Annotated in this window: 19 protein-coding genes and 1 tRNA gene; 17 read left to right on the plus strand and 3 right to left on the minus strand. The window is 62.5% G+C overall.

Annotated features, from left to right (window positions below; all coding sequences use genetic code 11):
- The first annotated feature begins 13 nt into the window (after nt 1-13).
- The 16 genes from OUZ30_RS07900 to gyrA all read left to right on the plus strand — a co-directional run bounded on the left by OUZ30_RS07900 (nt 14) and on the right by gyrA (nt 19,319).
- Nucleotides 14-1,522 (plus strand): NADH-quinone oxidoreductase subunit M, encoded by a 1,509-nt coding sequence (locus tag OUZ30_RS07900; protein ID WP_266181684.1) that lies wholly within the window; start codon nt 14-16, stop codon nt 1,520-1,522.
- 12 nt (nt 1,523-1,534) lie between these two features.
- On the plus strand, nt 1,535-2,974 hold the full coding sequence (nuoN, locus tag OUZ30_RS07905) for an NADH-quinone oxidoreductase subunit NuoN (protein WP_266181685.1): 1,440 nt from the start codon (nt 1,535-1,537) through the stop codon (nt 2,972-2,974).
- 111 nt (nt 2,975-3,085) lie between these two features.
- Nucleotides 3,086-3,162 (plus strand) — tRNA-Met (locus OUZ30_RS07910).
- Nucleotides 3,163-3,381: 219 nt separating this feature from the next.
- Nucleotides 3,382-3,900 carry a ribosome maturation factor RimP gene (locus OUZ30_RS07915; protein WP_266181686.1) on the plus strand — a complete coding sequence of 173 codons (519 nt, stop codon included), beginning with the start codon at nt 3,382-3,384 and terminating at the stop codon, nt 3,898-3,900.
- 47 nt (nt 3,901-3,947) lie between these two features.
- Nucleotides 3,948-5,453 (plus strand): transcription termination factor NusA, encoded by a 1,506-nt coding sequence (gene nusA, locus OUZ30_RS07920; protein ID WP_266181687.1) that lies wholly within the window; start codon nt 3,948-3,950, stop codon nt 5,451-5,453.
- A 125-nt stretch (nt 5,454-5,578) separates the two neighbouring features.
- Nucleotides 5,579-8,470, plus strand: coding sequence for a translation initiation factor IF-2 (gene infB / locus OUZ30_RS07925; RefSeq protein WP_266181688.1), 2,892 nt, complete (start codon nt 5,579-5,581; stop codon nt 8,468-8,470).
- A gap of 138 nt (nt 8,471-8,608) precedes the next feature.
- Entirely contained in the window at nt 8,609-8,995 is a 387-nt protein-coding gene (gene rbfA / locus OUZ30_RS07930; RefSeq protein ID WP_266181689.1) for a 30S ribosome-binding factor RbfA, read from the plus strand.
- On the plus strand, nt 8,992-9,942 hold the full coding sequence (gene truB / locus OUZ30_RS07935) for a tRNA pseudouridine(55) synthase TruB (RefSeq protein WP_266181690.1): 951 nt from the start codon (nt 8,992-8,994) through the stop codon (nt 9,940-9,942). Before rbfA ends, truB begins: the two co-directional genes overlap by 4 nt.
- Before the next feature lie 138 nt (nt 9,943-10,080).
- Nucleotides 10,081-10,350, plus strand: coding sequence for a 30S ribosomal protein S15 (gene rpsO, locus OUZ30_RS07940; RefSeq protein ID WP_266151271.1), 270 nt, complete (start codon nt 10,081-10,083; stop codon nt 10,348-10,350).
- A gap of 80 nt (nt 10,351-10,430) precedes the next feature.
- Complete coding sequence (gene pnp / locus OUZ30_RS07945) at nt 10,431-12,536, plus strand: polyribonucleotide nucleotidyltransferase (RefSeq protein ID WP_266181691.1); 2,106 nt, start codon at nt 10,431-10,433, stop codon at nt 12,534-12,536.
- A 198-nt stretch (nt 12,537-12,734) separates the two neighbouring features.
- Nucleotides 12,735-13,814 carry a poly(R)-hydroxyalkanoic acid synthase subunit PhaE gene (locus tag OUZ30_RS07950; RefSeq protein ID WP_266181692.1) on the plus strand — a complete coding sequence of 360 codons (1,080 nt, stop codon included), beginning with the start codon at nt 12,735-12,737 and terminating at the stop codon, nt 13,812-13,814.
- Between the two features lie 9 nt (nt 13,815-13,823).
- Nucleotides 13,824-14,891: a class III poly(R)-hydroxyalkanoic acid synthase subunit PhaC gene (gene phaC / locus OUZ30_RS07955; RefSeq protein ID WP_266181693.1), complete on the plus strand. Its 1,068-nt coding sequence runs from the start codon at nt 13,824-13,826 to the stop codon at nt 14,889-14,891.
- A 26-nt stretch (nt 14,892-14,917) separates the two neighbouring features.
- Nucleotides 14,918-15,103: a PspC domain-containing protein gene (locus OUZ30_RS07960; RefSeq protein ID WP_266181694.1), complete on the plus strand. Its 186-nt coding sequence runs from the start codon at nt 14,918-14,920 to the stop codon at nt 15,101-15,103.
- A 68-nt stretch (nt 15,104-15,171) separates the two neighbouring features.
- On the plus strand, nt 15,172-16,185 hold the full coding sequence (mtnA, locus tag OUZ30_RS07965) for an S-methyl-5-thioribose-1-phosphate isomerase (protein WP_266181696.1): 1,014 nt from the start codon (nt 15,172-15,174) through the stop codon (nt 16,183-16,185).
- A complete protein-coding gene (locus tag OUZ30_RS07970; protein WP_266181697.1) occupies nt 16,182-16,592 on the plus strand; it encodes a GtrA family protein in 411 nt (136 codons plus the stop codon). The genes mtnA and OUZ30_RS07970 overlap by 4 nt, the downstream gene beginning before the upstream one ends.
- 138 nt (nt 16,593-16,730) lie before the next feature.
- Nucleotides 16,731-19,319 carry a DNA gyrase subunit A gene (gene gyrA, locus OUZ30_RS07975; RefSeq protein ID WP_266181698.1) on the plus strand — a complete coding sequence of 863 codons (2,589 nt, stop codon included), beginning with the start codon at nt 16,731-16,733 and terminating at the stop codon, nt 19,317-19,319.
- Nucleotides 19,320-19,490: 171 nt separating this feature from the next.
- Here gyrA and OUZ30_RS07980 read toward each other — a convergent pair whose 3' ends face one another.
- Nucleotides 19,491-19,970 (minus strand): peroxiredoxin, encoded by a 480-nt coding sequence (locus OUZ30_RS07980; protein ID WP_266181699.1) that lies wholly within the window; start codon nt 19,968-19,970, stop codon nt 19,491-19,493.
- A gap of 230 nt (nt 19,971-20,200) precedes the next feature.
- On the opposite strand from OUZ30_RS07980, the gene OUZ30_RS07985 reads away from it, so the two are divergent.
- Nucleotides 20,201-21,103: a DnaJ C-terminal domain-containing protein gene (locus tag OUZ30_RS07985; RefSeq protein ID WP_266181700.1), complete on the plus strand. Its 903-nt coding sequence runs from the start codon at nt 20,201-20,203 to the stop codon at nt 21,101-21,103.
- 61 nt (nt 21,104-21,164) lie between these two features.
- Here OUZ30_RS07985 and pilH read toward each other — a convergent pair whose 3' ends face one another.
- A complete protein-coding gene (pilH, locus tag OUZ30_RS07990; RefSeq protein ID WP_266181701.1) occupies nt 21,165-21,530 on the minus strand; it encodes a twitching motility response regulator PilH in 366 nt (121 codons plus the stop codon).
- A gap of 68 nt (nt 21,531-21,598) precedes the next feature.
- On the minus strand, nt 21,599-22,606 hold the full coding sequence (locus tag OUZ30_RS07995) for a YhdH/YhfP family quinone oxidoreductase (RefSeq protein WP_266181702.1): 1,008 nt from the start codon (nt 22,604-22,606) through the stop codon (nt 21,599-21,601).
- Nucleotides 22,607-22,632 lie beyond the last annotated feature (26 nt).

A 22,632-nucleotide genomic window follows, 5' to 3' on the forward strand; every position in this document is an offset into this window, starting at 1 on the left:
GGGAACCAGCTCCATGTTCAATCATTTGCTCAGCCTGCTGATCTGGCTCCCCATCGTGGGTGCCGTCCCGGTGCTGCTTGCCGGCTCCGGTCGACCCAACACCGCGCGCTGGATGGCGCTGTTGGTGGCCGTGATCACCTTCGTCCTCAGCCTTTACCTGTTGCCGCAATACAACGCGGCAGACAGCGCCAAGCAGTTGGTCGAAAGCCATGTATGGATCGCCTCGCTCGGCGTGCACTACAGCCTAGCGGTCGACGGCATCTCCATCGCGCTGATCCTGCTTACCTGTTTTGTCGGCATCCTGGTGATCGTCGGCGCGTGGGAGGTGATCCAGGACAAGCCGCACCAGTACATGGCTGCCATGTTGGTGCTGCAGGGTCTGATGATCGGCGTGTTCTGCGCCACTGACGCGTTGCTGTTCTACGTGTTCTTCGAGGCCATGCTGATCCCGATGTTCATCCTCATCGGTGTCTGGGGTGGTCCGCGTCGCGTCTACGCCACCCTGAAGTTCTTCATCTACACCTTCTTCGGCTCCATCTTCATGTTGGTCGGCCTGATCTACCTGTACCTGAAGGCCGGTTCGTTCGACCTGCAGGTGCTGGCAGCGCTGCCACTGACGATGAAGGAGCAGAGCTGGCTGTTCTTCGCCTTCCTCATCGCCTTCGCGGTGAAGGTGCCGATGGTGCCGGTGCATACCTGGTTGCCGGACGCCCACGTGGAAGCGCCTACCGGCGGCTCGGTGGTGCTGGCGGCGGTGATGCTGAAGATCGGTGGCTACGGTTTCCTGCGCTTCTCGCTGCCGATCGTGCCGGATGCTTCCGAGGCCTATGCCTGGGTAGTGATCGGCCTGAGCCTGATCGCGGTGGTCTACATCGGCTATATCGCCCTGGTACAGGAGGATATGAAGAAGCTGGTGGCGTACTCGTCCGTGGCGCACATGGGCTTTGTCACCCTGGGTATCTTCATCGCCTTCATGCTGGTGCGTGGCGCGGGCAATATCGACGCAGCCAAGCTCGGCATGCAGGGTGCGATGGTGCAGATGATTTCGCACGGCTTCGTCTCGGGCGCGATGTTCTCGTGCATCGGCGTGCTGTATGACCGTCTGCACACTCGCCAGATCAAGGACTACGGCGGCGTCATCAACGTGATGCCGTGGTTCGGCTTCTTCTATGTGCTGTTCGCCATGGCCAATAGCGGCCTGCCGGGCACCAGCGGTTTCGTGGGCGAGTTCCAGGTGATCCTGGCCAGCTTCCAGGCCAATCCGTGGATCGCGCTGTTCGCCGCCTTCACCTTGATCATCGGCGCGGCCTACACGCTGTACATGGTCAAGCGCGTGCTGTGGGGTGATATCCACAACCCGCACGTGGCCGAGATGAAGGACATCAACGGCCGCGAGATCTTCGTACTTGGCGCCTTCGCCGCCGCCGTGCTGGCACTGGGCATCTGGCCGCAGCCGCTGATCCATCTGATGGATTCGTCGGTGACGCAGCTGGTGACGCAGCTTGGCAATCACAAGGTTTAAGCAGGACTGATCATGCCGAATTTCAATGACATTCTGATCCTGTTGCCGGAGCTGTATCTGGTGGTGGCGGCGTGCTTGCTGCTACTGCTCGATGCCTTCATGAAGCCCGAGCAGCGTCCCATGCTGCATTGGCTGTCGGTCGCAGTGCTGCTGGTGGCCATCTATCTGGTAATTGCGGGCCAGCCACCCGGGACCGTAACTGCCTTCAACGGCATGTTCGTGCGCGACGGCGTGGCGGAGATCCTCAAGGTCTTTGCGCTGCTCACCACCGCTCTGGTGTTCATCTACGCCAAGCCTTACCTGGTCGACCGCAAGCTGTTCGTAGGCGAGTTCTACACGCTGACCATCTTCGCGGTGATCGGCATCATGCTCCTGGTGTCGGCGGGCAACCTGCTGACGGTGTACCTGGGCCTGGAGTTGCTGACGCTGTCGTCGTACGCGCTGGTCGCGTTGAATCGCGATTCCGGTCTCTCGTCGGAAGCTGCGATCAAGTACTTCGTCCTGGGTGCGCTGGCCTCGGGCATGCTGCTGTACGGCATGTCGATGGTGTATGGCGCCACCGGTACGCTGGATCTGGCGCACCTGCACGCGGCGGCCACGCATACGGGCATGCCGCAGCTGCTGATCTTCGGCCTGATCTTCATGGTCGTGGGCATTGCCTTCAAGCTCGGCGCCGCGCCGTTCCATATGTGGATACCGGACGTTTACCAGGGCTCGCCCACCGCGGTAACGATCTTCATCGGTTCCGCCCCGAAGCTGGCCGCGTTCGGTATGGCGTATCGCCTGCTGGCCTCCGGCCTGGGTGACCTGTCGCAGCATTGGCAGCTGATGCTGGCGGTGCTGGCGGTGCTGTCGCTGGCGATCGGTAACCTCGTCGCCATCGTGCAGAGCAACCTCAAGCGTCTGCTGGCGTACTCGACCATCTCGCACATGGGTTACCTGCTGCTGGGCCTGGTCAATGCTGGGCCAGAAGGCTATGCGGCCGCCTTGTTCTACGCGATCAGCTACGCGCTGATGAGCACCGCGGCCTTCGGTGTGATCCTGGCGTTGGCCCGTGCGGGCTTCGAGTGCGAAGAGATCGATGATCTGAAAGGTCTCAACCAGCGTTCGCCGTGGGCTGCGTTCCTGATGATGCTGGTGATGTTCTCGCTGGCTGGCGTGCCGCCGCTGTTCGGCTTTTTCGCCAAGTTGCTGGTGCTGCAGGCCGCGATCCACGCCGGCATGATGTGGCTGGCCATCGTGGGCGCGGTGTTCGCCATCGTCGGTTTGTATTACTACCTGCGCGTGGTCAAGGTGATGTACTTCGACAAGCCGGTGGAAGGCACCGAGATTCGCCTGCAAAGCGATGCCTCGGTGCGCCTGGTGCTGTCGTTGAATGTGCTTGCCTTGCTGGTGCTGGGTATTGGCTGGGGCCCGTTGTTCGGCTGGTGCCAGCGCGTGTTTGTCGGCTGATTGGGTCGTGACGGAAGTTCTCCGTCACGAAGGCGTCAGGCGATTCTTTGAAAATATTCTCGAAAAGGCTTGCAAGAACCCGGCCATCTCGTTAATATTCTCGGACTCTGATGCGGGGTGGAGCAGTCTGGCAGCTCGTCGGGCTCATAACCCGAAGGTCGCAGGTTCGAATCCTGCCCCCGCTACCAGATCTTTCTTAGAACAAGAAAGCCTCCTCGTGAGGCTTTTTTGTTGGGCGCAAGGAAGCGTCGCACAAGCGTCACAGTGGCTTCGATGCTGCATGTGCGGGTGCCCCGGAAAGAGTCTGGATGGGTCGGGACATCGGCGAGGGCGCTCTATTTTAAGAGCAAGGAATGGGCCGCTTGAGCCCTTTTTTTGTTTCTGGCGACGGTAACGATAGGCGAACTATGGATACGCAGGCATTAGCTCAACGCTTCAGCGAAGTTCTGGTCGATTTGGGACTGGAATGTATTGGCGTGGAGTTCACCCCGTCGCAGGGGCAGAGTACTCTGCGGATCTACCTGGACGTGCTCGATCAAGGTGGCGAGAGCCGCGAAGTCGGCCTCGACGACTGCGAGACGGCGAGTCGCGAGCTGTCGGCGCTGCTGGACGTGGAGGACCCGATTCCGGGCCACTACGTGCTGGAGGTTTCTTCCCCGGGCATCGATCGCCCGCTGTTCACCGCGGCACAGTTCGCCAAGGTGATCGGTGCGGAAGTGAAAGTATTGCTGAAGGCACCGCTGGAAGGCCGTCGTCGTATGCGCGGCAAGGTGGTGTCGGTCGAAGGTGAGCAGATCTTGCTGGAAGGCGAGGGCAAGAACTTCGAATTCGAACATGGCGCGGTGGAAAGCGCGCGCGTGGTGCCTGATTGGGTGGCGCTCGGTTACGTGCCGCAGCCCAAGCCGGGCAAGAAGCCTACAAAGTAATCAATCGAAAGCGATCGGGCGCGGCTAGCGTCTACGGAGTTGCTGCAATGAGCAAAGAACTTTTGCTGGTGGTTGACGCGGTTGCCAATGAAAAGGGCGTGCCGCGCGAAGTGATTTTCCTGGCGATGGAAGCGGCTCTCGCGTCCGCCGCCAAAAAGCGTTACCCGGACGAAGATTCAGACATCCGCGTGTCCATCGATCGCCATACCGGCGACTACGAGACGTTCCGTCGCTGGGAAGTCATCGCAGACGATGGTGAGATGGAGTCGCCGTTCCACCAGGTACGCCTGATGGACGCCCTGGACGAGCGTGAAGGCTCGCAGATCGGCGAATACATCGAGCAGCAGATCGAAAACGCCGAGTTCGGCCGTATCGCCGCGCAGGCTGCCAAGCAGGTCATCGTGCAGCGCGTACGCGAAGCCGAGCGCCAGCAGGTCGTCGATGCGTTCCAGGAGCGCGTGGGCGAGCTGGTCACCGGTATCGTCAAGCGCGTCGAGCGCGGCAATGTCTATCTGGACCTGGGCAGCAACGCCGAGGCCTTCATTCCGCGCGACAAGACGATTCCGCGCGAGTCGGCTCGCGTCGGCGACCGCGTCCGCGGCTACCTCTACGAGGTGCGCTCGGAGGCTCGCGGTCCGCAGCTGTTCGTGTCGCGCGCCGCACCGGAATTCATGATCGAGCTGTTCAAGCTCGAAGTGCCGGAAGTCGGCCAGGGCCTTGTGGAAATCAAGGGCTGCGCCCGCGATCCGGGCGACCGCGCCAAGATCGCGGTGGTCGCACACGACACACGCACCGATCCCATCGGCGCCTGCATCGGCATGCGCGGTTCGCGCGTCCAGGCGGTGTCCAACGAGCTCAATGGCGAACGCGTCGACATCATCCTGTGGCACGAGAACCAGGCCCAGTACGTCATCAATGCGATGGCGCCGGCAGAAGTCCAGTCCATCATCATGGACGAGGAAAAGCACTCCATGGACATCGCCGTGGCCGAGGACAAGTTGTCCCAGGCCATCGGTCGCGGTGGCCAGAACGTGCGCCTCGCCAGCAAGCTCACCGGCTGGCAGCTCAACGTGATGACCCAGGACCAGGTCGCCGCCAAGAGCGAGGCAGAGCAGGAATCCGCCCGCCAGCTGTTCATGGATAAGCTGGAAGTGGACCAGGAGATCGCCAACATCCTCGTTCAGGAAGGCTTCTCCAGTGTCGAAGAAATCGCCTATGTCCCCAGCGCCGAGCTGCTGGCCGTGGAAGGCTTCGACGAGGACATCGTCGAGGAACTCCGCGCCCGTGCCCGCGACGCGCTGCTGACCGAGGCACTGGCCGTGGAAGAAGGCATCGACGAACATCAGCCGTCGGGCGAGATGCTCGCCTTGCCAGGCATGGACGAGGCCACGGCATATGCGCTGGCTTCGCGTGAAGTGGTGACGGTGGACGATCTGGCCGATCTGGCGGTTGACGACCTGATCGATATTGAAGGCATGGACGAAGATCGCGCCGCGGCGCTGATCATGGCTGCACGTGCGCCGATGATCGCGCGTCTGGAGAAAGGTGGCTAACCGCGGACGGCAGCGCCCTGGAGGGGCGCGCCGAGGAGAGCTGAAAGGCTCTCCACCAGGGATGGGGGTGGACGTGCAGGCTAGGCCGCACGGACTTAGCGCGGGAACGGCGGAGAAAGAACACGATGTCGGACGTTACAATTAAACAGCTAGCCAAGGTACTTGGCATGCCGGTGGACAAGCTGCTTGGTCAGCTTGGCGAGGCCGGTATGAAATTCTCCGATCCGGAGCAGATCATCAGCAGCACCGAAAAGGTGAAGCTGCTCGGATTCCTTCGCCGTACGCATGGCAAGAGCGAAGTCACCACGACTGAAGCGGAAGACAGCTCGCCGCGGCAGATCACGCTCAAGCGCCGCAAGGTCAGCGAACTCAAGGTCGCTACCCCGGGTGCCCGCGGTGCGACCGCCGCCAAGACGGTCAACGTCGAAGTGCGTGCGAAGCGTACCTACGTCAAGCGCAGCGTCATCGCCGAAGAGGCCAATGGTGACGTTGAGCGCGAAGACGCCGTGCGCAAACTGCATGAATCGCAGCAGGAGCGCGAGCACGAAGAAGCCGCGCGCGCCGAGGCCGATCGCCAGCGCCACGAAGAGGCCCAGCTGCGCGCCGAGGAAGCCCAGCGCCAACGGGAGGCCGAGGAAGAGCAGCGCCGCCAGCAGGCGGAGGCCGAGGCGGCTGCGCATGCCAAGGCGCAGCAAGCAGCCCAGGCCGGTCAGGTCGAAGAGCCTGCTGCGGAGTCTGTGGCTGCCCCGGTGGTCGCCGAATCGAATCAGAAGCCTCCCGTCGAGAAGGCTCCGGCCGTCGAGGCCGTCCAGCCGCCGCAGCGCGTCGATCACAGTGTGTTCGGCATGATCGTGCCGACCATCCATGAGCCGCGCCGTCGTGAAAAGAAGGTGGTGATCACGCCGGCCCCGGTGGTTGCGCCTGTGCGCCCGGCGGCGCCTGTCGCTGCGGCGCCGGCGCCCGCGCCAGCGTCTGGCGCGCCCCATCGCGCGGGCGGCAATGCACCTGCTAATGCGGGTGCCAGTGCCCCCAGTGCCAACGCCAATGCCAACAAGCCACGGCATGGGCGCGACCGCGACGAAGGCCCGGGCGGCAAGCGTTTCGCCGGTGGCGAACTGCATTTGAGCGATGCCGATCGTGCCCGCCGTTCCAACAAGCGTGGCAAGCCCGGCAAGGGTTCGGGTCGCGAAGCGTCGCGTAGCGGTTCGTCCGCGGCCGCCGGTTCCCACGGCTTCTCGCGCCCGACCGCACCGGTGGTGCGTGAGGTCGTCGTGGGCGACAACAATGTCGTCGCCGATCTCGCCCAGAAGATGGCCGTCAAGGGTTCGGAAGTGGTCAAGGCCCTGTTCAAGATGGGCGTCATGGCCACCATCAACCAGACCATCGACCACGACACGGCTGTGCTGGTGATCGAAGAGCTCGGCCATACGGCCGTTGCCGCGAGCGAGAACAACGCCGAGGCCACGCTGGCCGCTCACACGCAGAGCGCGGAGCTGGAAGGCGAGAAGAAGCCGCGTCCGCCGGTGGTCACCATCATGGGCCACGTCGACCACGGCAAGACCTCGTTGCTCGACTTCATCCGCCGCACCAAGGTCGCCTCGGGCGAAGCGGGCGGCATTACCCAGCACATCGGTGCGTACCACGTGGAAACGCCGAAGGGCGTCATCACCTTCCTGGATACCCCAGGCCACGCGGCGTTTACCTCGATGCGTGCACGCGGCGCCCAGTCCACCGATATCGTGGTGCTGGTCGTTGCAGCGGACGACGGCGTGATGCCTCAGACGGCGGAGGCCGTGCAGCATGCGCGCGCCGCTAAGGTGCCGCTGATTGTCGCGCTCAACAAGATGGACAAGTCCGACGCCAATCCGGACCACGTCAAGCAGGGTCTCGGCAACCTGGAAGTGATTCCGGAAGAATGGGGTGGCGACACGCCGTTCGTGCCGGTATCGGCCAAGACCGGCATGGGTATCGACGCCCTGTTGGACGCCATTTCGGTGCAGGCCGAAGTGATGGAATTGAGGGCGGTCGAAGACGGCCCGGCGTCCGGCGTGGTGATCGAATCCAGTCTGGATCGCGGTCGCGGCCCGGTAGCTACGGTGTTGGTGCAGCAGGGCACGCTCAAGCGCGGCGACTTCGTCGTGTGCGGCATCGAATACGGCCGCATGCGTGCGTTGATCGATGAAAGCGGCAAGCAGGTGCAGGAAGCCGGTCCGTCGATTCCGGTGCAGGTGCTGGGTCTTTCCGGCGTGCCGGAATCCGGCGACGACTTCGTGGTCGTGGCCGACGAGCGCCTCGCCCGCGAAGTGGCGGCCGAGCGTCACCTCAAGCGCCGCGAGACGCGCATGGTCAGCAAGGCCAACCGCCTTGAGGACATCATGGCCCAGATGAGTCAGGGTGTTGAGCAGCAGACGCTCAATATCCTGGTCAAGGCCGACGTGCAGGGTTCGGTGCAGGCACTGCGCGAGTCGCTCAGCCAGATCGGCAACGAGAACGTGAAGGTCAACGTGATCGCGGCCGGCGTCGGCGGCATCACCGAGTCCGACGCCACCCTGGCGGCTGCCTCCAAGGCCCTGGTCATTGGCTTCAACGTGCGTGCCGATGCCTCGGCCCGCAAGGTGATCGACACCTCCGGTCTGGACGTGCGCTACTTCTCGATCATTTACGACGTGATCGACCAGGTGAAGCAAGCCGCTTCCGGTTTGCTGGGCAAGGAAGTGCGCGAAGAGATCATCGGCGTGGCGCAGGTTCGCGAAGTGTTCCGCAGCTCCAAGTTCGGTGCGGTCGCGGGCTGCATGATCATCGAAGGCACGGTCAAGCGCAGCAAGCCGATCCGCGTGTTGCGCGACAACACCGTGGTCTTCCAGGGCGAACTGGAATCGTTGCGCCGCTTCAAGGAACTGGTCGACGAAGTGCGTAACGGCATGGAGTGCGGTATCGCCGTGAAGCAGTACAACGACGTCAAGGTCGGCGATCAGATCGAATGCTTCGAGCGCATCGAGGTGGCCCGCACGCTGTAAGCGTCGTCGGCCTGCCAAGAGGCGGGCCGGTAACCTTCAGTAGTGTTTTTCCCAGGCGGGCGGTGTGGCTATCCACATCGCTCGCTTTGTTTCAGGGCCTGCCGCACCGGTGGGTCCTTGGTTTAGAGGAGAGGCGTCATGCCTTCACGCGATTTCAAGCGTACCGACCGCGTCGGTGCCGAACTGCGCCGCGAACTGGCCTTGCTGGTCCATGCTGCCGTGCGCGACCACGGCCTGCCCTCGGTCAGCGTGTCGGATGTGGAGGTCACCCGCGATCTCGACTGGGCCACGGTGTGGGTCACCGCCCTGCAGCCGGAGCGTTCCACCGAGGCGATGAAGGCGCTCAAGGAGCTGGCCATCGAATTTCGTCGTGAACTGTCGCGCAGCATGCGCCTGCGTCGAGTGCCCGAGCTGCGTTTCAAGTACGACGATTCAGTCGACAAGGGCGAGCGCATCGACAGCCTGCTGCGCCAGGAAAGTGCGCGCGCTGCCGGTGCCGGCGAGGAAAGTGCCGGGGACGAATGAGCCGAGTTCGAATAAAAGGCATACGTTTCCGTGAGCTGCACGGCATCGTGCTGCTGGACAAGCCGCTGGGCCTGAGCTCCAACCAGGCGCTGCAGGCTGTGCGCAAAGGTATTTTTCGGGCGGAGAAGGGCGGCCATACCGGCGCGCTTGATCCGTTGGCCAGTGGCTTGCTGCCGCTGTGCTTTGGCGAGGCCACCAAGCTCGCCGGCATGCTGCTGGGCTCGCGCAAGGCCTATCTGGCCGAATGCCGTTTAGGCGTGACGACCACCACGGCGGATCTTGAGGGCGAGATCGTGCTTGAGCGGCCGGTGCCTGATTTGAGCGACGATGCCATCGAGCAGGCCCTGGCCAAACTGCGTGGCCGCATCACCCAGGTGCCACCGGCGTATTCGGCCATCAAGCAGGATGGTGAGCGGCTTTACGTCAAGGCGCGGCGCGGTGAAGCGGTGGACATCCCGGCTCGTGAGGTCGAGGTCTATCGACTTGATCTGGTGTCCCGAAGCGAAAACAGCCTGACCTTATACGTGGAGTGCGGCTCGGGCACCTATGTGCGCAGTCTGGCCGTGGATCTAGGCGAGGATCTGGGCTGCGGTGCTCATCTGGTGGCTTTGCGGCGCTTGTGGGTGGAGCCGTTCAGGGAGCCGGCCATGGTGACGCTGGAGCAGCTGCACGCTGCCGCAGCGCAAGGCGATGAGGCCTTGCTGCCCCTGTTGCTGCCGGTTTCAGCTGGCTTGGCTGGGCTGCCCGCGCTGCATCTGGATGCCGAGCGCACGCTTGCCGTCTCACAGGGGCAGCAGATTCCGCTGGATCCGTCCATGACGGGGCAGCTCTCGCTCTACGCCGAGGACGGGCGCCTGCTAGCCCTGGGCGAGGCGATGGCCGGAAAGCTGCACATTGTGCGTGGTTTCAACCTGCCGTCGCCCGGTGCAAATAGCATTCAACGATGACGGTCTTGTTGTCATAGGGCTCCGGTCGTTACAATACGGAGCTTGTTTAAGACTTTTCATTCATCAAGGCGAAGCTTGCGCAACGTCATCCTGTGACGTTGCGCAAGCTTCGCATCCGCTTTTAAGGAAGAGATACTCATGTCCCTCACCGTTGAACAGACCAGCAAGATCATTGCTGATTTCGGCCGCGTGCCGAACGACACCGGTTCCCCGGAAGTCCAGGTGGCCTTGCTGTCGGCCCGTATTGACCACCTCACCGGTCATTTCAAAGAGCACAAGCAGGATCATCATTCCCGCCGTGGCTTGCTGCAGCTGGTAAACCGCCGCAAGAGCCTGCTTTCGTACCTGAAAGATCGCGACCTGGCTCGCTATCAGACCCTGATTGAGCGCCTCGGCCTGCGCCGTTAAGTTGATATTTGCGTTCATGCTTGAACGCGAAAATCACGAAGTGGTCATCCCTGGCCACAACCCCAATTCAGGAAAAGACCGTGGCGAAAGTAACCAAGTCATTCCAGTACGGTAATCACGAAGTCACGCTGGAGACGGGCGAAATTGCCCGCCAGGCTTCCGGTGCCGTTATGGTCAGCATGGGTGGTACCGTGGTGCTCGTCACCGTGGTGGCCGCGTCCAAGGCGAAAGAGGGGCAGGACTTCTTCCCGCTCACCGTCGACTACGTCGAGAAGTTCTACTCCGCCGGTCGCATCCCGGGTGGCTTCTTCAAGCGCGAAGGCCGCCCGACCGAGAAGGAGACGCTCACCTCGCGTCTGATCGATCGTCCGGTGCGCCCGCTGTTCCCGGAAGAGTTCAAGAACGAAGTGCAGGTCATCGCACAGGTCGTCTCCTTGAATCCCGAGATCGACGGCGACATCCCGGCCTTGCTGGGTGCTTCCGCTGCGCTCAGCCTCGCCGGTATCCCGTTCAAGGGCCCGATCGCCGCTGCCCGCGTCGGCTACGCCGATGGCAAGTACCTGCTTAATCCGACTGCCGCCGAGCTGAAGACCTCGGCGCTGGATCTGGTCGTTGCCGGTACCTCCAACGCCGTGCTGATGGTGGAATCCGAAGCCAAGCTACTGTCCGAAGACGTCATGCTCGGCGCGGTGGTGTTCGGTCACCAGCAGATGCAGACCGCGATCCGCGCGATCGCCGAGCTCGCCAGCGAAGCGGCCAAGCCGTCGTGGGACTGGCAGCCGCCGGCCCGTAACGAGTCGCTGATTGCCGCGCTGAAGGGCGCCGTCGGCAGCAAGCTGGAAGAGGCTTTCCAGGTGCGCGACAAGCTGCAGCGCCGCGACGCGATCTCCGCGATCAAGTCCGATACGCTGGACTCGCTCAAGGGCGAGGCCGAGCAGAAGGGTTGGGCTGTGGCTGAGCTGGCGAAGGAATTCGCCGAACTCGAATACCACACCATGCGCGACAGCGTGCTGAAGACCAAGGTGCGTATCGACGGCCGTAACCTGGACGACGTTCGCCCGATCACCGTGCGCGTCGGCGTGTTGCCGCGTACCCACGGTTCGGCGTTGTTCACCCGCGGTGAAACGCAGGCGCTGGTCGTGACCACGCTGGGCACCACCCGCGATGCGCAGATCATCGACGCGCCGGAAGGCGAGTCGAAGGACGCCTTCCTGTTCCATTACAACTTCCCGCCGTTCTCGGTGGGTGAAGCTGGCCGCTTCGGCGCGCCGAAGCGTCGCGAAATCGGCCACGGCCGTCTCGCCAAGCGCGGCGTGCAGGCAGTGAAGCCGACGGTCGAGGAATTCCCGTACGTGATCCGCGTGGTCTCCGAGATCACCGAGTCCAACGGCTCCTCGTCGATGGCGTCGGTGTGCGGCTCCTCGCTGGCCATGATGGACGCGGGCGTTCCGCTGAAGTCGCCGGTGGCCGGTATCGCCATGGGTCTGGTCAAGGAAGGCAACGACTTCGTCGTGCTGTCCGACATCCTGGGTGATGAAGATCACCTGGGCGACATGGACTTCAAGGTGGCTGGTAGCGCCGACGGTATCTCCGCGCTGCAGATGGACATCAAGATCGACGGTATCACCGAAGAGATCATGCGTACCGCGCTGGCCCAGGCCAAGCAGGGTCGTCTGCATATCCTCGGCGAGATGGCCAAGGTCATCACCACCGCACGTTCGGAGATGAGCGAGTATGCCCCGCGCCTGCTCACCATCAAGATCCACCCGGACAAGATCCGCGAAGTCATCGGCAAGGGCGGCGCCACCATCCGCTCGATCACCGAAGAGACCGGCACCACCATCGACATCACCGATGACGGTACCGTGGTCATCGCTTCGGTCAATCGTGAGGCGGCCAACGCCGCCAAGGCACGCATCGAGCAGATCGTGTCCGACGTCGAGCCGGGCCGAATCTACGAGGGCAAGGTCGCCAAGCTGATGGACTTTGGTGCGTTCGTCACCATCATGCCGGGCAAGGACGGCCTCGTGCACGTCTCGCAGATTTCCAGCGAGCGCGTGGAGAAGGTCTCCGACAAGCTGAAGGAAGGCGATATCGTCAAGGTCAAGGTGCTGGAAGTGGACAAGCAGGGCCGTATTCGCCTGTCCATGAAGGCCGTAGCCGAGGACGAAGGCGCCAACGCCTAAGTCCGCCGTAAGGCAGGACAAAAGCAAAAGCCCGGCACCTGCCGGGCTTTTGCTTTTTGGTGGGGCGAAGCTGGTGCTCCGCCATGACATGACTGGGCATGACCAGCGGCACCTGAAGCCACCCCCGCCCAACGGGGTTTTTGCGTCCGCTGTCATCTGCTTTTGCTAGGATGCAAAGGATGCAACGAGGAAGCGGGTATGGCCGACCAGGCAAGTGATTTGTTGAAGGATTACCAGGCGATGGCAAAGCAATCCTGGGACTCCTGGACTCGATACCTGCAGCAGCAAATGGGTGGAACGTCACCTTTTGCGCATGCCGCTTCCATGCCGCACGTCGGCAGCGGTCAAGATTTGCTCGCCCGCAGCATGGACGCCCTCAAGGGTTACGGTGAATGGTTGCAAGGGGCGGCCAACAGCGGCCTGGGGCAGGGGGGCGGCGACTGGCAGCAGTCGCTGAATCAGATGTTCGCCGGTTTTGGCGGCCAGCCGTTCGCCCATGCATTCGCCAGTATCGATAGCGAGTCGGCTCGCAGCTTCACGCAGCTCTGGCAGTCCTGGATGCAGGCGACTCAGGCCGGCGCGGGAGGCCATGCCTTCGACGTCGAACATATGGCCGCCTTCGGCTATACGCGCGAGCGTCAGCTACACCAGCAAGCCATGGCTGCGGCGATGCGCGACTATCTCGAATGGGCCGGCAAGTACCAGGCCCTGATCCAGCGCGCCAATACCGAAGGCCTTGAGCGTCTGAAGGTCAAGCTTGCCGATCTCGGCGATTCGAAGCAGCAGGTCGATTCCCTCAAGGGGCTCTATGACCTGTGGGTCGATGGTGCGGAAGAAGCCTATGCCCAGATCGCACTGTCGGACGAGTTCCGTCACGTCTACGGATCGATGACCAATGCCCAGAGTCGCCTGCGTCTGTTGCAGCAAGAACAGCTCGATGCGCTTTGCCGCGAATTGGGCATGCCCACGCGCAGTGAGGTCACTGCCCTGGGCAAGCGCCTGCAGGAGCTGCGCCGCGAGGTACGTGCCACGGCGTCGACCGCCGGGTCCGATGAAGTCTCCGCACTGCGCGCCGAAGTCGCCGCACTGAAGCGTCAGCTCGCTGCCAAGCCCGCGGCGGAAAAAGTCGTCGCCAAGAAGCCTGTCGCAAAGCAGTCACCGGCGCGCAGCAGCAAGCGCAGCTCCGAAGACGAGGTGGTCCGTCGCAGCAGCAAGCCAGCGGCGGCCGTCGTTGCCCGCAAGTCCGTCGTGCGCGGTGCCACGCGCACGCGCAAGTAAGGAGTGTCCATGTTTCCTCCCGTACGCCTCGACCCCGCCGCGCTGATGGGCGAAATCTCGGCCTTCCAGCGCAAGCTGAGTGCTGGCCTGGCCAATCTCGCGCACCAGCAAGAGCCCGAATACGCCAATACGCCGCGTGAAGCCGTGTACCGTGAAGACAAACTCACGGTCTGGCACATGAAGGGGCAAGGCAAGCCAACGGCAACGACACCGACGCTGATCGTCTATGCGCTGGTGAACACCGTGTGGATGACCGACCTGCAGGCCGACCGATCGCTGGTGCGCAACCTGCTCGAGCAGGGCGAGGACATTTATCTGCTTGACTGGGGTTATCCCGACGCTGCGGATCGCTGGCTGGGTCTGGATGACTACATCAACGGCTATCTCGATCGCTGTGTCGATGCCGTGCGCAAGCACGCTGCGGTCGGCGCAGTGAACTTGCTCGGTATTTGCCAGGGTGGCACGTTCTCGCTGTGCTACGCGGCGATTCAACCGGAGAAGGTCAAGAACCTCGTCACCATGGTGACGCCGGTGGATTTCCAGACGCCGGACAACATGCTGTCGCATTGGTCGCGCGAGCTGGATGTGGACCTGTTCGTCGACACCATGGGAAATATCCCGGCCGAACTGCTCAACTGGGTTTACTTGACGCTCAAGCCGGTTCGATTGAACCAGCAAAAATACGTAGGCCTCGTCGATGTGCTCGACAACCCGAAAGAGCTGACGAATTTCCTGCGGATGGAACGATGGATCTTCGATTCTCCGGATCAGGCGGGCGAGGCGTTTCGCGAATTCATCAAGGACTTCTATCAGCAGAACAAGCTGATCAAGGGTGAAGTGGTGATTGGCGGCAAGCCGGTGGATCTTGGCCTGATCACCCAGCCGGTGCTGAATATCTTTGCTGAGCAGGATCACCTCGTACCGCCGGATGCATCGCGCGCACTGGGCCGCCATGTCGGCACGACCGATTACACCCAGCTCGCTTTCAAGGGCGGGCATATCGGCATCTACGTGTCCGGGCGCGCGCAGCGCGAAGTGCCCCCAGCGATCCATCAATGGCTCAGTACACGAAACTGAAGCACGTTCACGAGAATTGAGTGGCTATGGACAAGCGCCTTTATCGTTCACGCAGCGACCGGAAGATTGCGGGTGTCTGCGGCGGTATCGCCGAACACTTTGGCTGGGACCCCACGCTGGTCCGCCTCGGCTGGGTCCTGCTCACTCTGATGGGTGGTTCCGGTGTCTTGATCTATCTGATTCTTTGGCTGGTCATGCCTGAAGCACCCTGACTACCGCGGTTTTGTTCACTGCCGCATTTCGTTAGCCCGTTTTTTGTTTGCATCGAGTAGCAAGACACATGGATTACGACCGTTACGACCGCATCCGCGCCGTGCAATGGCAAGGCGATCATCTGCGCCTGCTGGATCAGCGTTTGCTTCCCCAGGAAGAGCGCTGGATCGATTGCGCCACTGCCGCTCAGGTGACCCAGGCGATCAAGGATCTGGCCGTCCGCGGCGCGCCCGCGATTGGCATTGCGGCAGCCTGGGGCGTGGTGCTTGCGGCCAAGCAGGGCGAGTCGCTCGATGTCGTGTTGGCGATGTTGCGCGCTGCGCGTCCGACGGCGGTGAACCTGATGTGGGCGCTTGATCGTATGAAGGCGCGCATCGCCGCCGGTGCCGATGCGACGGCGCTGGAACGCGAGGCGCAGGCGATCCAGGATGAGGACCTCGCCGCCAACCGCCATATGGGCGAACTGGGAGCCGCCTTGATTGCCCCGCAATCGGGCGTGCTCACGCACTGCAATACCGGCTCGTTGGCCACGGCGGGTTACGGCACGGCACTGGGCGTGATTCGCGCGGGTGTGGCGGGAGGTCGAATCGAGCAGGTTTTCGCCGGCGAGACGCGTCCCTGGCAGCAGGGCGCGCGCCTGACCATGTGGGAATTGGTGCGCGATGGGATTCCGGCCAAGCTCATCGCCGATTCCGCCGCCTCGCATCTGATGCGTTCCGGCGCGGTGCAGTGGGTGATCGTGGGCGCCGATCGTATCGCCGCCAATGGCGATACCGCCAACAAGATTGGTACGTATCAGCTCGCCATTGCGGCCCGCCATCACGGCGTGAAGTTCATGGTGGTGGCACCGTCCTCGACGGTCGATATGGCAACCGCGTCGGGCGAGGAGATCGAGATCGAGCTGCGTGACGCGGCCGAACTGCTTTCCGTGGCCGGACGTCGCACCGTGGTCGATGGCGCCGAGGCGTGGAATCCCGTATTCGACGTCACGCCGGCTGACTTGATCGATGCCATCGTTACCGAGCGTGGTGTGATTGAACGCCCGAACACGCTTGCCATGCAGGCGTTGTTCGGTCGATGAGTCTGCGTCGCCAGGTTTTGATGTTCACCGTAGGCGGTGTCATTGGCTTGGTCGTCGATGCCGGTGGTGTGCAGGCGTTGGTGAGCTTTGCGCAGTGGAATCCGTACCTTGCGCGCGTGCTTTCCTTCCTGGCGGCGGCCACCGCCACCTGGTTGTGGAACCGTCGTTACACGTTCGCGCAGCTCAGTAGCGGGCGCTCCTTGTATGCCGAGTGGCTGCATTGGATCGCCTTGATGAGCGTGGGCGCGGTAGTCAATTACGGCGCCTATGCGGCGATTCTGTTGGCTTATCCACCGCTGGTCCGCTGGCCTGCGCTTGCCGTAGCGGCGAGTTCGGCGACGGCCGCCTTGGTCAATTTCGCGACCGCCCGCGGCGTGCTTTTCAAGGACGCTAAGACGCCAACGTAAGTCATTGATTTACAATGTGAAAATACTGTGAATTCGGCGACAAACGTGTTACACTTCTGAGGTTGCCTCCAAGGTCGCTGACGCACTCGCATGAGGCGTGTGCTGGGCGACCTTTCTTATCATCACGGAAGCCGATTGATGGCAGATCTCGCCAAAGAAGTCATTCGCGTCAATATCGAAGACGAGATGCGTCAGAGTTATCTCGATTACGCCATGAGCGTGATCGTGGGACGCGCCCTCCCTGATGTTCGCGATGGTCTCAAGCCGGTCCACCGCCGCGTCCTGTTTGCCATGAACGAGCTGGGCAACGCCTGGAACAAGGCTTACAAGAAATCGGCCCGCGTGGTCGGTGACGTGATCGGTAAGTACCACCCGCATGGCGACGCTTCGGTCTACGACGCGATCGTGCGCATGGCGCAGCCGTTCTCATTGCGCTACATGCTGGTCGACGGCCAGGGTAACTTCGGTTCGGTCGACGGCGACAACGCCGCCGCCATGCGTTATACCGAAGTGCGCATGTCGCGCCTCACGCAGGAGCTGTTGGCCGATATCGACAAGGACACCGTCGATTTCGGTCCCAACTACGACGAAAGCGAACACGAGCCGCTGGTGCTGCCCACGCGCGTGCCGAACCTGTTGATCAATGGTTCGGCCGGTATCGCCGTGGGCATGGCGACCAATGTGCCGCCGCATAACCTCACCGAGGTCGTCGCCGCGACGATCGGCCTGATCGACGATCCGACCTTGTCGATCGACGACCTGATGCAGTACATCCCGGGTCCGGATTTTCCGACCGCGGGCATCATCAACGGTTCCTCCGGCATCATCGAGGCCTACCGCACTGGTCGTGGCCGCATCCTGGTGCGTGCGCGCACGGAGATCGAGACCGAGTCGAACGGTCGCGAGACGATCCTCATCCACGAACTGCCTTACCAGGTGAATAAGGCTCGTCTGATCGAGAAGATCGCCGAGCTGGTCAAGGAAAAGAAGCTCGAAGGCATCAGCGAGCTGCGCGATGAGTCCGACAAGGACGGCATGCGCGTGGTCATCGAAATCCGCCGCGATTCGATGGCGGACGTGGTGCTGAACAACCTGTTCCAGCAGACCCAGCTGCAAGTCACCTTCGGCATCAACATGGTCGCCCTGTTGGACGGCCAGCCGCGTTTACTCAACCTCAAGGACATCCTCGAGGCGTTCATCCGTCATCGTCGCGAAGTCGTGACGCGCCGGACCATCTTCGATCTGCGCAAGGCACGTGCACGTGCGCATATCCTGGAAGGTCTCACCGTCGCGCTCGCCAATATCGAAGAGATGATTGAGCTGATCCGCACCTCGGCGTCGCCGCAGGAAGCACGCGAGCGCATGCTTGCGCGCAAGTGGCAGCCGGGCATGGTGAGTGCGCTGTTGGGTGCCGCCGGTGCCGAAGCCTCGCGTCCGGAAGACATGGACACGCGCGATGGACTCAAGAGCGACGGCTATCAGTTGTCTGAAGTGCAGGCCCAGGAAATCCTGGCCATGCGCCTGCATCGCCTCACCGGGTTGGAACAGGACAAGCTCTCCGACGAATATCGCCAGATCCTCGAAACCATTCGTGGTTTGATCGAGATTCTTGAAGATCCTGCGCGTCTGCTCGCGGTGATCCGCGACGAGCTTCAGGTGATCAAGGACGAGTTTGGCGATGAGCGTCGCACTGAGATCCAGCATTCGCAGGAAGATCTCAACGTCCTCGACCTGATCGCGCCGGAAGATGTAGTCGTCACGCTGTCGCACACGGGTTATGTGAAGCGTCAGCCGGCCAGCACCTATCGCGCACAGCGTCGCGGTGGCAAGGGGCGTTCGGCCTCTGCACTGAAGGACGAGGATTTCGTCGAGCAGTTGTGGGTCGTCAATACGCATGACACCTTGCTGGCCTTTACCAGCATTGGTCGCGTGTATTGGCTCAAGGTGTACCAGATGCCGGAGTCTGGCCCGAATGCGCGCGGCAAGCCGATGGTGAACCTGCTGCCGCTGGGCGAGGGCGAAAAGGTGCAGGCCGTACTTCCGGTGCGCGAGTACACCGAGGATCGTTTTGTCTTCTTCGCCACCAAGCAAGGCACGGTAAAGAAGACCCCGCTCACCGAGTTCGCGTTCCAGCTGCAAAAGGGCAAGATCGCGATCAATCTCGATGAGGGCGATGCGCTGATCGGTGTCGAGCTCACGGATGGCAACAGCGATGTGCTGCTGTTCGCATCCAACGGCAAGACGGTGCGCTTCGACGAATCTGAAGTCCGCTCCATGGGGCGCACCGCCACCGGCGTGCGCGGCATGAAGCTGGCCGAAGAGGCGAGCGTGGTTTCGCTGATCGTGGCGGCCGAGGGCGACATCCTCACCGCTACGGAACGCGGCTACGGCAAGCGCACCACGCTGGACGAGTTCCCGAAGAAGGGCCGTGGCACGCAGGGTGTGATCGGCATCCAGTGTTCGGAGCGCAATGGTGCGTTGGTTGCTGCCACGCAGGTGACTGAAGCCCACGAGCTGATGTTGATTTCCGATCAGGGCACGCTGGTACGTACGCGTGTGGCGGAAATCTCGCAACTGAGCCGCAACACCCAGGGCGTCACCTTGATCCGTCTGCCTGCCGACGAAACGCTGGTGAGCGTCGTGTGTCTCGATGCGGAAGCCGAGAACGGCGAAGGCGATGAAGGGGCGGCTGAACCCATGGTCGATACGCCCGACAGCGCCGAATAATTCACCGCTGCCATGAAACGAAAAGCCCCGGCCTTGCCGGGGTTTTTTTGTTCGTGTGATGCCGTCGCTGCATCCGGGCAGAGCCAAAACGTTCCCGTGATTCCCATGGAGGCGTCCGCAGCGGGAGGGCTGCCATGCGAATGGCAGCCGTTGCACGAGCTCGTGTGGGAATCAGCCGATGCCTTCGAGCATCGCCTCAGCGGTCGACACGCGAAATTCGCCGGGCGCCTCGACCTGCAGCTGCTTCACCAAGCCGTTTTCGGCGTACAACGCGAAGCGCTTGGCACGGAGGCCCATGCCGTAGGCGCTCCCGTCCAGCTCCAGCCCCAGCGCGCGCGTAAAGCCGCCGTTGCCGTCGGCGAGCATCAGCAATTCGTGCGGTACCTGTTGCGAGGCAGCCCATGCCTGCATCACGTAGGCATCGTTGACGGCCAGGCACATCACCTCGATGCCGCGCGCCTGGAACTCGGCGAAATGCTGCACGTAACCGGGTAAGTGGCGGTTGGAACAGGTGGGGGTAAAGGCGCCAGGCACGGCAAACATCACCACTTTGCGCCCGGCGAACAGTGGGCCTGTCTGGGTTTGAGCGATCTCGGCACCGATGGCGCGGATCTCGACGTCGGGCAGCGAATCGCCCACTTGGATGCTCATGGCTGGAGGCCTGTGGCGTTGGGAGGAGGAACCGGATGCTAGCGCCAGGTGGGGGGGCTTGTCGCCTTGAATCACGCTGTTTTCGCACCCATTTCGCGATACAGAGGGTGGCGATACGTCGCTGCGTATGACCGTTATTGGATCGGGCGGATCTAGCCTTGCTGGCGGATTCGCGGGGCACGATGATTGCTCGCGTGTCCGAGTGAGCTAGTTTCCGCCGGGGAGTGGCAGTGGAATTCAAAGATTATTACGACATTCTTGGCGTAAAGCCGGAGGCTTCGGAGGCCGAGATCAAGGCCGCCTACCGCAAGCTGGCGCGCAAATACCATCCGGACAAGAACAAGGACGCCGGGGCGGAGGACAAATTCAAGGCCATCAACGAAGCCAACGAAGTGCTCCGCGACAAGGAAAAACGCCGCGCTTATGACGAGCTGCGTGCGGGCGGCTATCGGGGTGGCGAGCAGTTTCGCCCTCCGCCGGGTTGGGGTCAGAATCACGGCTTCGACATCGGTGGCGATGGCGGTGGCGACTTCAGCGATTTCTTCGAGAGCCTGTTCGGACGTGGCGGTGCCGGTCCACGCGCTGGAGCGCCGCGTGCGCGTCGTGGCGGCGACGTGCATGCACACGTGCAGATCGACCTGCAGACCGCCTTTGATGGCGGACGTACGCGGCTAGCCTTGCAGGATTCCAGCGGCGGTGAGCGCGTGCTCGAGGTGAAGATTCCTGCAGGTATCCAGCCAGGCCAGGTGATCCGCTTGGCCGGTCAGGGTCATGCCGGCATGGGTGGCGCGCCCCATGGCGACTTGTTGCTGGAAGTCGGTATTCGGGACGATGCGCGCTTCCGTCTCGATGGCCGCAATGTATTGCATGTGCTGCCGATTGCGCCGTGGGAGGCTGCCCTGGGTACTACGGTGCCGGTGCCGACCTTGGCGGGCACGGTGGACCTGCGCATTCCGGCGGGATCCCAGTCAGGGCGCAAGCTGCGACTCAAGGGGCGTGGCCTGCCGGGTGCGCATCCGGGCGATCAGCTGGTCGAGCTGTCGATCCGCGCGCCGTTGGCGGATAGCGATGCCCAGCGTTCGGCCTATGAGTCCCTGCGCGATCAATTTCCCGATTACGATCCACGGCATTGATCCGTCTGCAAGGCAAAAAAAACGGCGCCAAAAGCGCCGTTCTTTTTTGGGCTGCCGTCCGTCAAGCGGGCAACAGCTCCTTGAGCGTCGTCACCAGTTCCTCTTCCTTGATGGGCTTGGTCACGTAGGCTTTCGCACCCTGGCGCAGTCCCCATACTTTGTCGGTTTCCTGGTCCTTGGTGGTAATCAGCACGACCGGGATATGCGAGGTATCCGGGTCCTTGCTGATCGTGCGGGTGGCCTGGAAACCGTTGAGGTTGGGCATGACCACATCCATCAGGATCAGGTCGGGACGCTCACGCTTGGCCGCTTCCACGCCCGCAGCGCCGTCCTCGGCGGTAAGGGCCTCATGCCCGAGCTTCTCGACGATGCGCTTGATGCCCAGCAACTGCGACGGCGAATCGTCGACGATCAGGATGCGTGCCATAAGGTGATATTCCCCTTGTTGTTTCGGTTGATTCTAAGACGCTGTCGTGGAGCTTCCAAGCGTGATCGTCAGGTCGCTTGGCGAATTTGTACCAGAGTACGCCCAAAGGATTCGCCAGCGAGCATGCGGCCGAACACTTCGGGCAGTTGATCGAGCGACACCTCCCGGGTGGCGATGCGCTCAAGGTGCTGCGGCTTCCAGTCACTGGCCAGGTGTTCCCAGACGCGATCACGGATGTCGCGGGCGGTACCGGCAGACGCAATGCCGAGCAGGCTGGCGCCACGAATGATGAAGGGCATCACCGTACTTTCGAGGCCGATGCCGCCGGCATTGCCACAAATGGCGACATTGCCGTAGGGGGCGATCAGCGGAAGCAGGCCGGCCAGCATGGTGCCGCCCACGTTGTCCAGCGCGCCACCGAAGCGCACGGAGTCCATCGGCTTGCCGCTGAAGGCGAGCTGGTGCCGGTCGATGCACTCAGCCGCGCCCAGGTCGCGCAGGAAATCGAAATGTGACGCTTTGCCGCTGATGGCGTGCACGGCGTAACCGGCGCGGGTAAAGATGTCGATGGCAAGCATGCCCACGCCACCCGTGGCGCCGGTGACGGCGATCGGTCCCAGCGTGGGCGTCTGCCGGTTGTCCTGCATCCGCAACAAGGCTAGTGCGGCCGTAAAGCCGGCTGTCCCGATGATCATGCTTTCGCGCAGGCTCAGGCCTTTCGGCAGCGGAATCGTCCAGGCCGAAGGGAGGCGAACGTATTCGCCGTAGCCGCCGTCGCGCGTTTCCGAAAGACCGCTGCCGGTGCACAACACGGCGTCGCCTTCCTTGAACGCCGGATCGCTGGATGCGACCACGTGACCGGCCACGTCGATACCGCCATTGAGCGGGTATTGGCGAAGGATCTTGCCCTTGCCGGTACCGGCGAGGGCATCCTTGAAGTTGATCGAGGAGTACGCCACCTGGACCAGCACTTCGCCCGGCGAGAGCACGTCGGCGCCGATCGTTTCGAGACCACCGCGGTAACCCGCGTCGTCGTTGTGGATGCGGAATGCGCGAAATGCGTTCGGCGTGCTCATGGCCAATCCTGTCGAGTGTCTGCCAG

The sequence above is a fragment of the Dyella humicola genome, assembly GCF_026283945.1.
GTDB lineage: Bacteria > Pseudomonadota > Gammaproteobacteria > Xanthomonadales > Rhodanobacteraceae > Dyella > Dyella humicola.

Excerpts from the sequence above, each read along its gene's own strand:
- truB (WP_266181690.1), top strand. The coding sequence starts at position 8,992 with ATGAGCCGAGTTCGAATAAAAGGCATACGTTTCCGTGAGCTGCACGGC.
- rbfA (WP_266181689.1), top strand. The coding sequence starts at position 8,609 with ATGCCTTCACGCGATTTCAAGCGTACCGACCGCGTCGGTGCCGAACTG.
- OUZ30_RS07960 (WP_266181694.1), top strand. The coding sequence starts at position 14,918 with ATGGACAAGCGCCTTTATCGTTCACGCAGCGACCGGAAGATTGCGGGT.
- OUZ30_RS07970 (WP_266181697.1), top strand. The coding sequence starts at position 16,182 with ATGAGTCTGCGTCGCCAGGTTTTGATGTTCACCGTAGGCGGTGTCATT.
- phaC (WP_266181693.1), top strand. The coding sequence starts at position 13,824 with ATGTTTCCTCCCGTACGCCTCGACCCCGCCGCGCTGATGGGCGAAATC.
- OUZ30_RS07915 (WP_266181686.1), top strand. The coding sequence starts at position 3,382 with ATGGATACGCAGGCATTAGCTCAACGCTTCAGCGAAGTTCTGGTCGAT.
- OUZ30_RS07995 (WP_266181702.1), bottom strand. The coding sequence starts at position 22,606 with ATGAGCACGCCGAACGCATTTCGCGCATTCCGCATCCACAACGACGAC.
- infB (WP_266181688.1), top strand. The coding sequence starts at position 5,579 with ATGTCGGACGTTACAATTAAACAGCTAGCCAAGGTACTTGGCATGCCG.
- nuoN (WP_266181685.1), top strand. The coding sequence starts at position 1,535 with ATGCCGAATTTCAATGACATTCTGATCCTGTTGCCGGAGCTGTATCTG.
- nusA (WP_266181687.1), top strand. The coding sequence starts at position 3,948 with ATGAGCAAAGAACTTTTGCTGGTGGTTGACGCGGTTGCCAATGAAAAG.
- pilH (WP_266181701.1), bottom strand. The coding sequence starts at position 21,530 with ATGGCACGCATCCTGATCGTCGACGATTCGCCGTCGCAGTTGCTGGGC.
- mtnA (WP_266181696.1), top strand. The coding sequence starts at position 15,172 with ATGGATTACGACCGTTACGACCGCATCCGCGCCGTGCAATGGCAAGGC.
- rpsO (WP_266151271.1), top strand. The coding sequence starts at position 10,081 with ATGTCCCTCACCGTTGAACAGACCAGCAAGATCATTGCTGATTTCGGC.
- OUZ30_RS07900 (WP_266181684.1), top strand. The coding sequence starts at position 14 with ATGTTCAATCATTTGCTCAGCCTGCTGATCTGGCTCCCCATCGTGGGT.
- OUZ30_RS07950 (WP_266181692.1), top strand. The coding sequence starts at position 12,735 with ATGGCCGACCAGGCAAGTGATTTGTTGAAGGATTACCAGGCGATGGCA.
- OUZ30_RS07980 (WP_266181699.1), bottom strand. The coding sequence starts at position 19,970 with ATGAGCATCCAAGTGGGCGATTCGCTGCCCGACGTCGAGATCCGCGCC.
- gyrA (WP_266181698.1), top strand. The coding sequence starts at position 16,731 with ATGGCAGATCTCGCCAAAGAAGTCATTCGCGTCAATATCGAAGACGAG.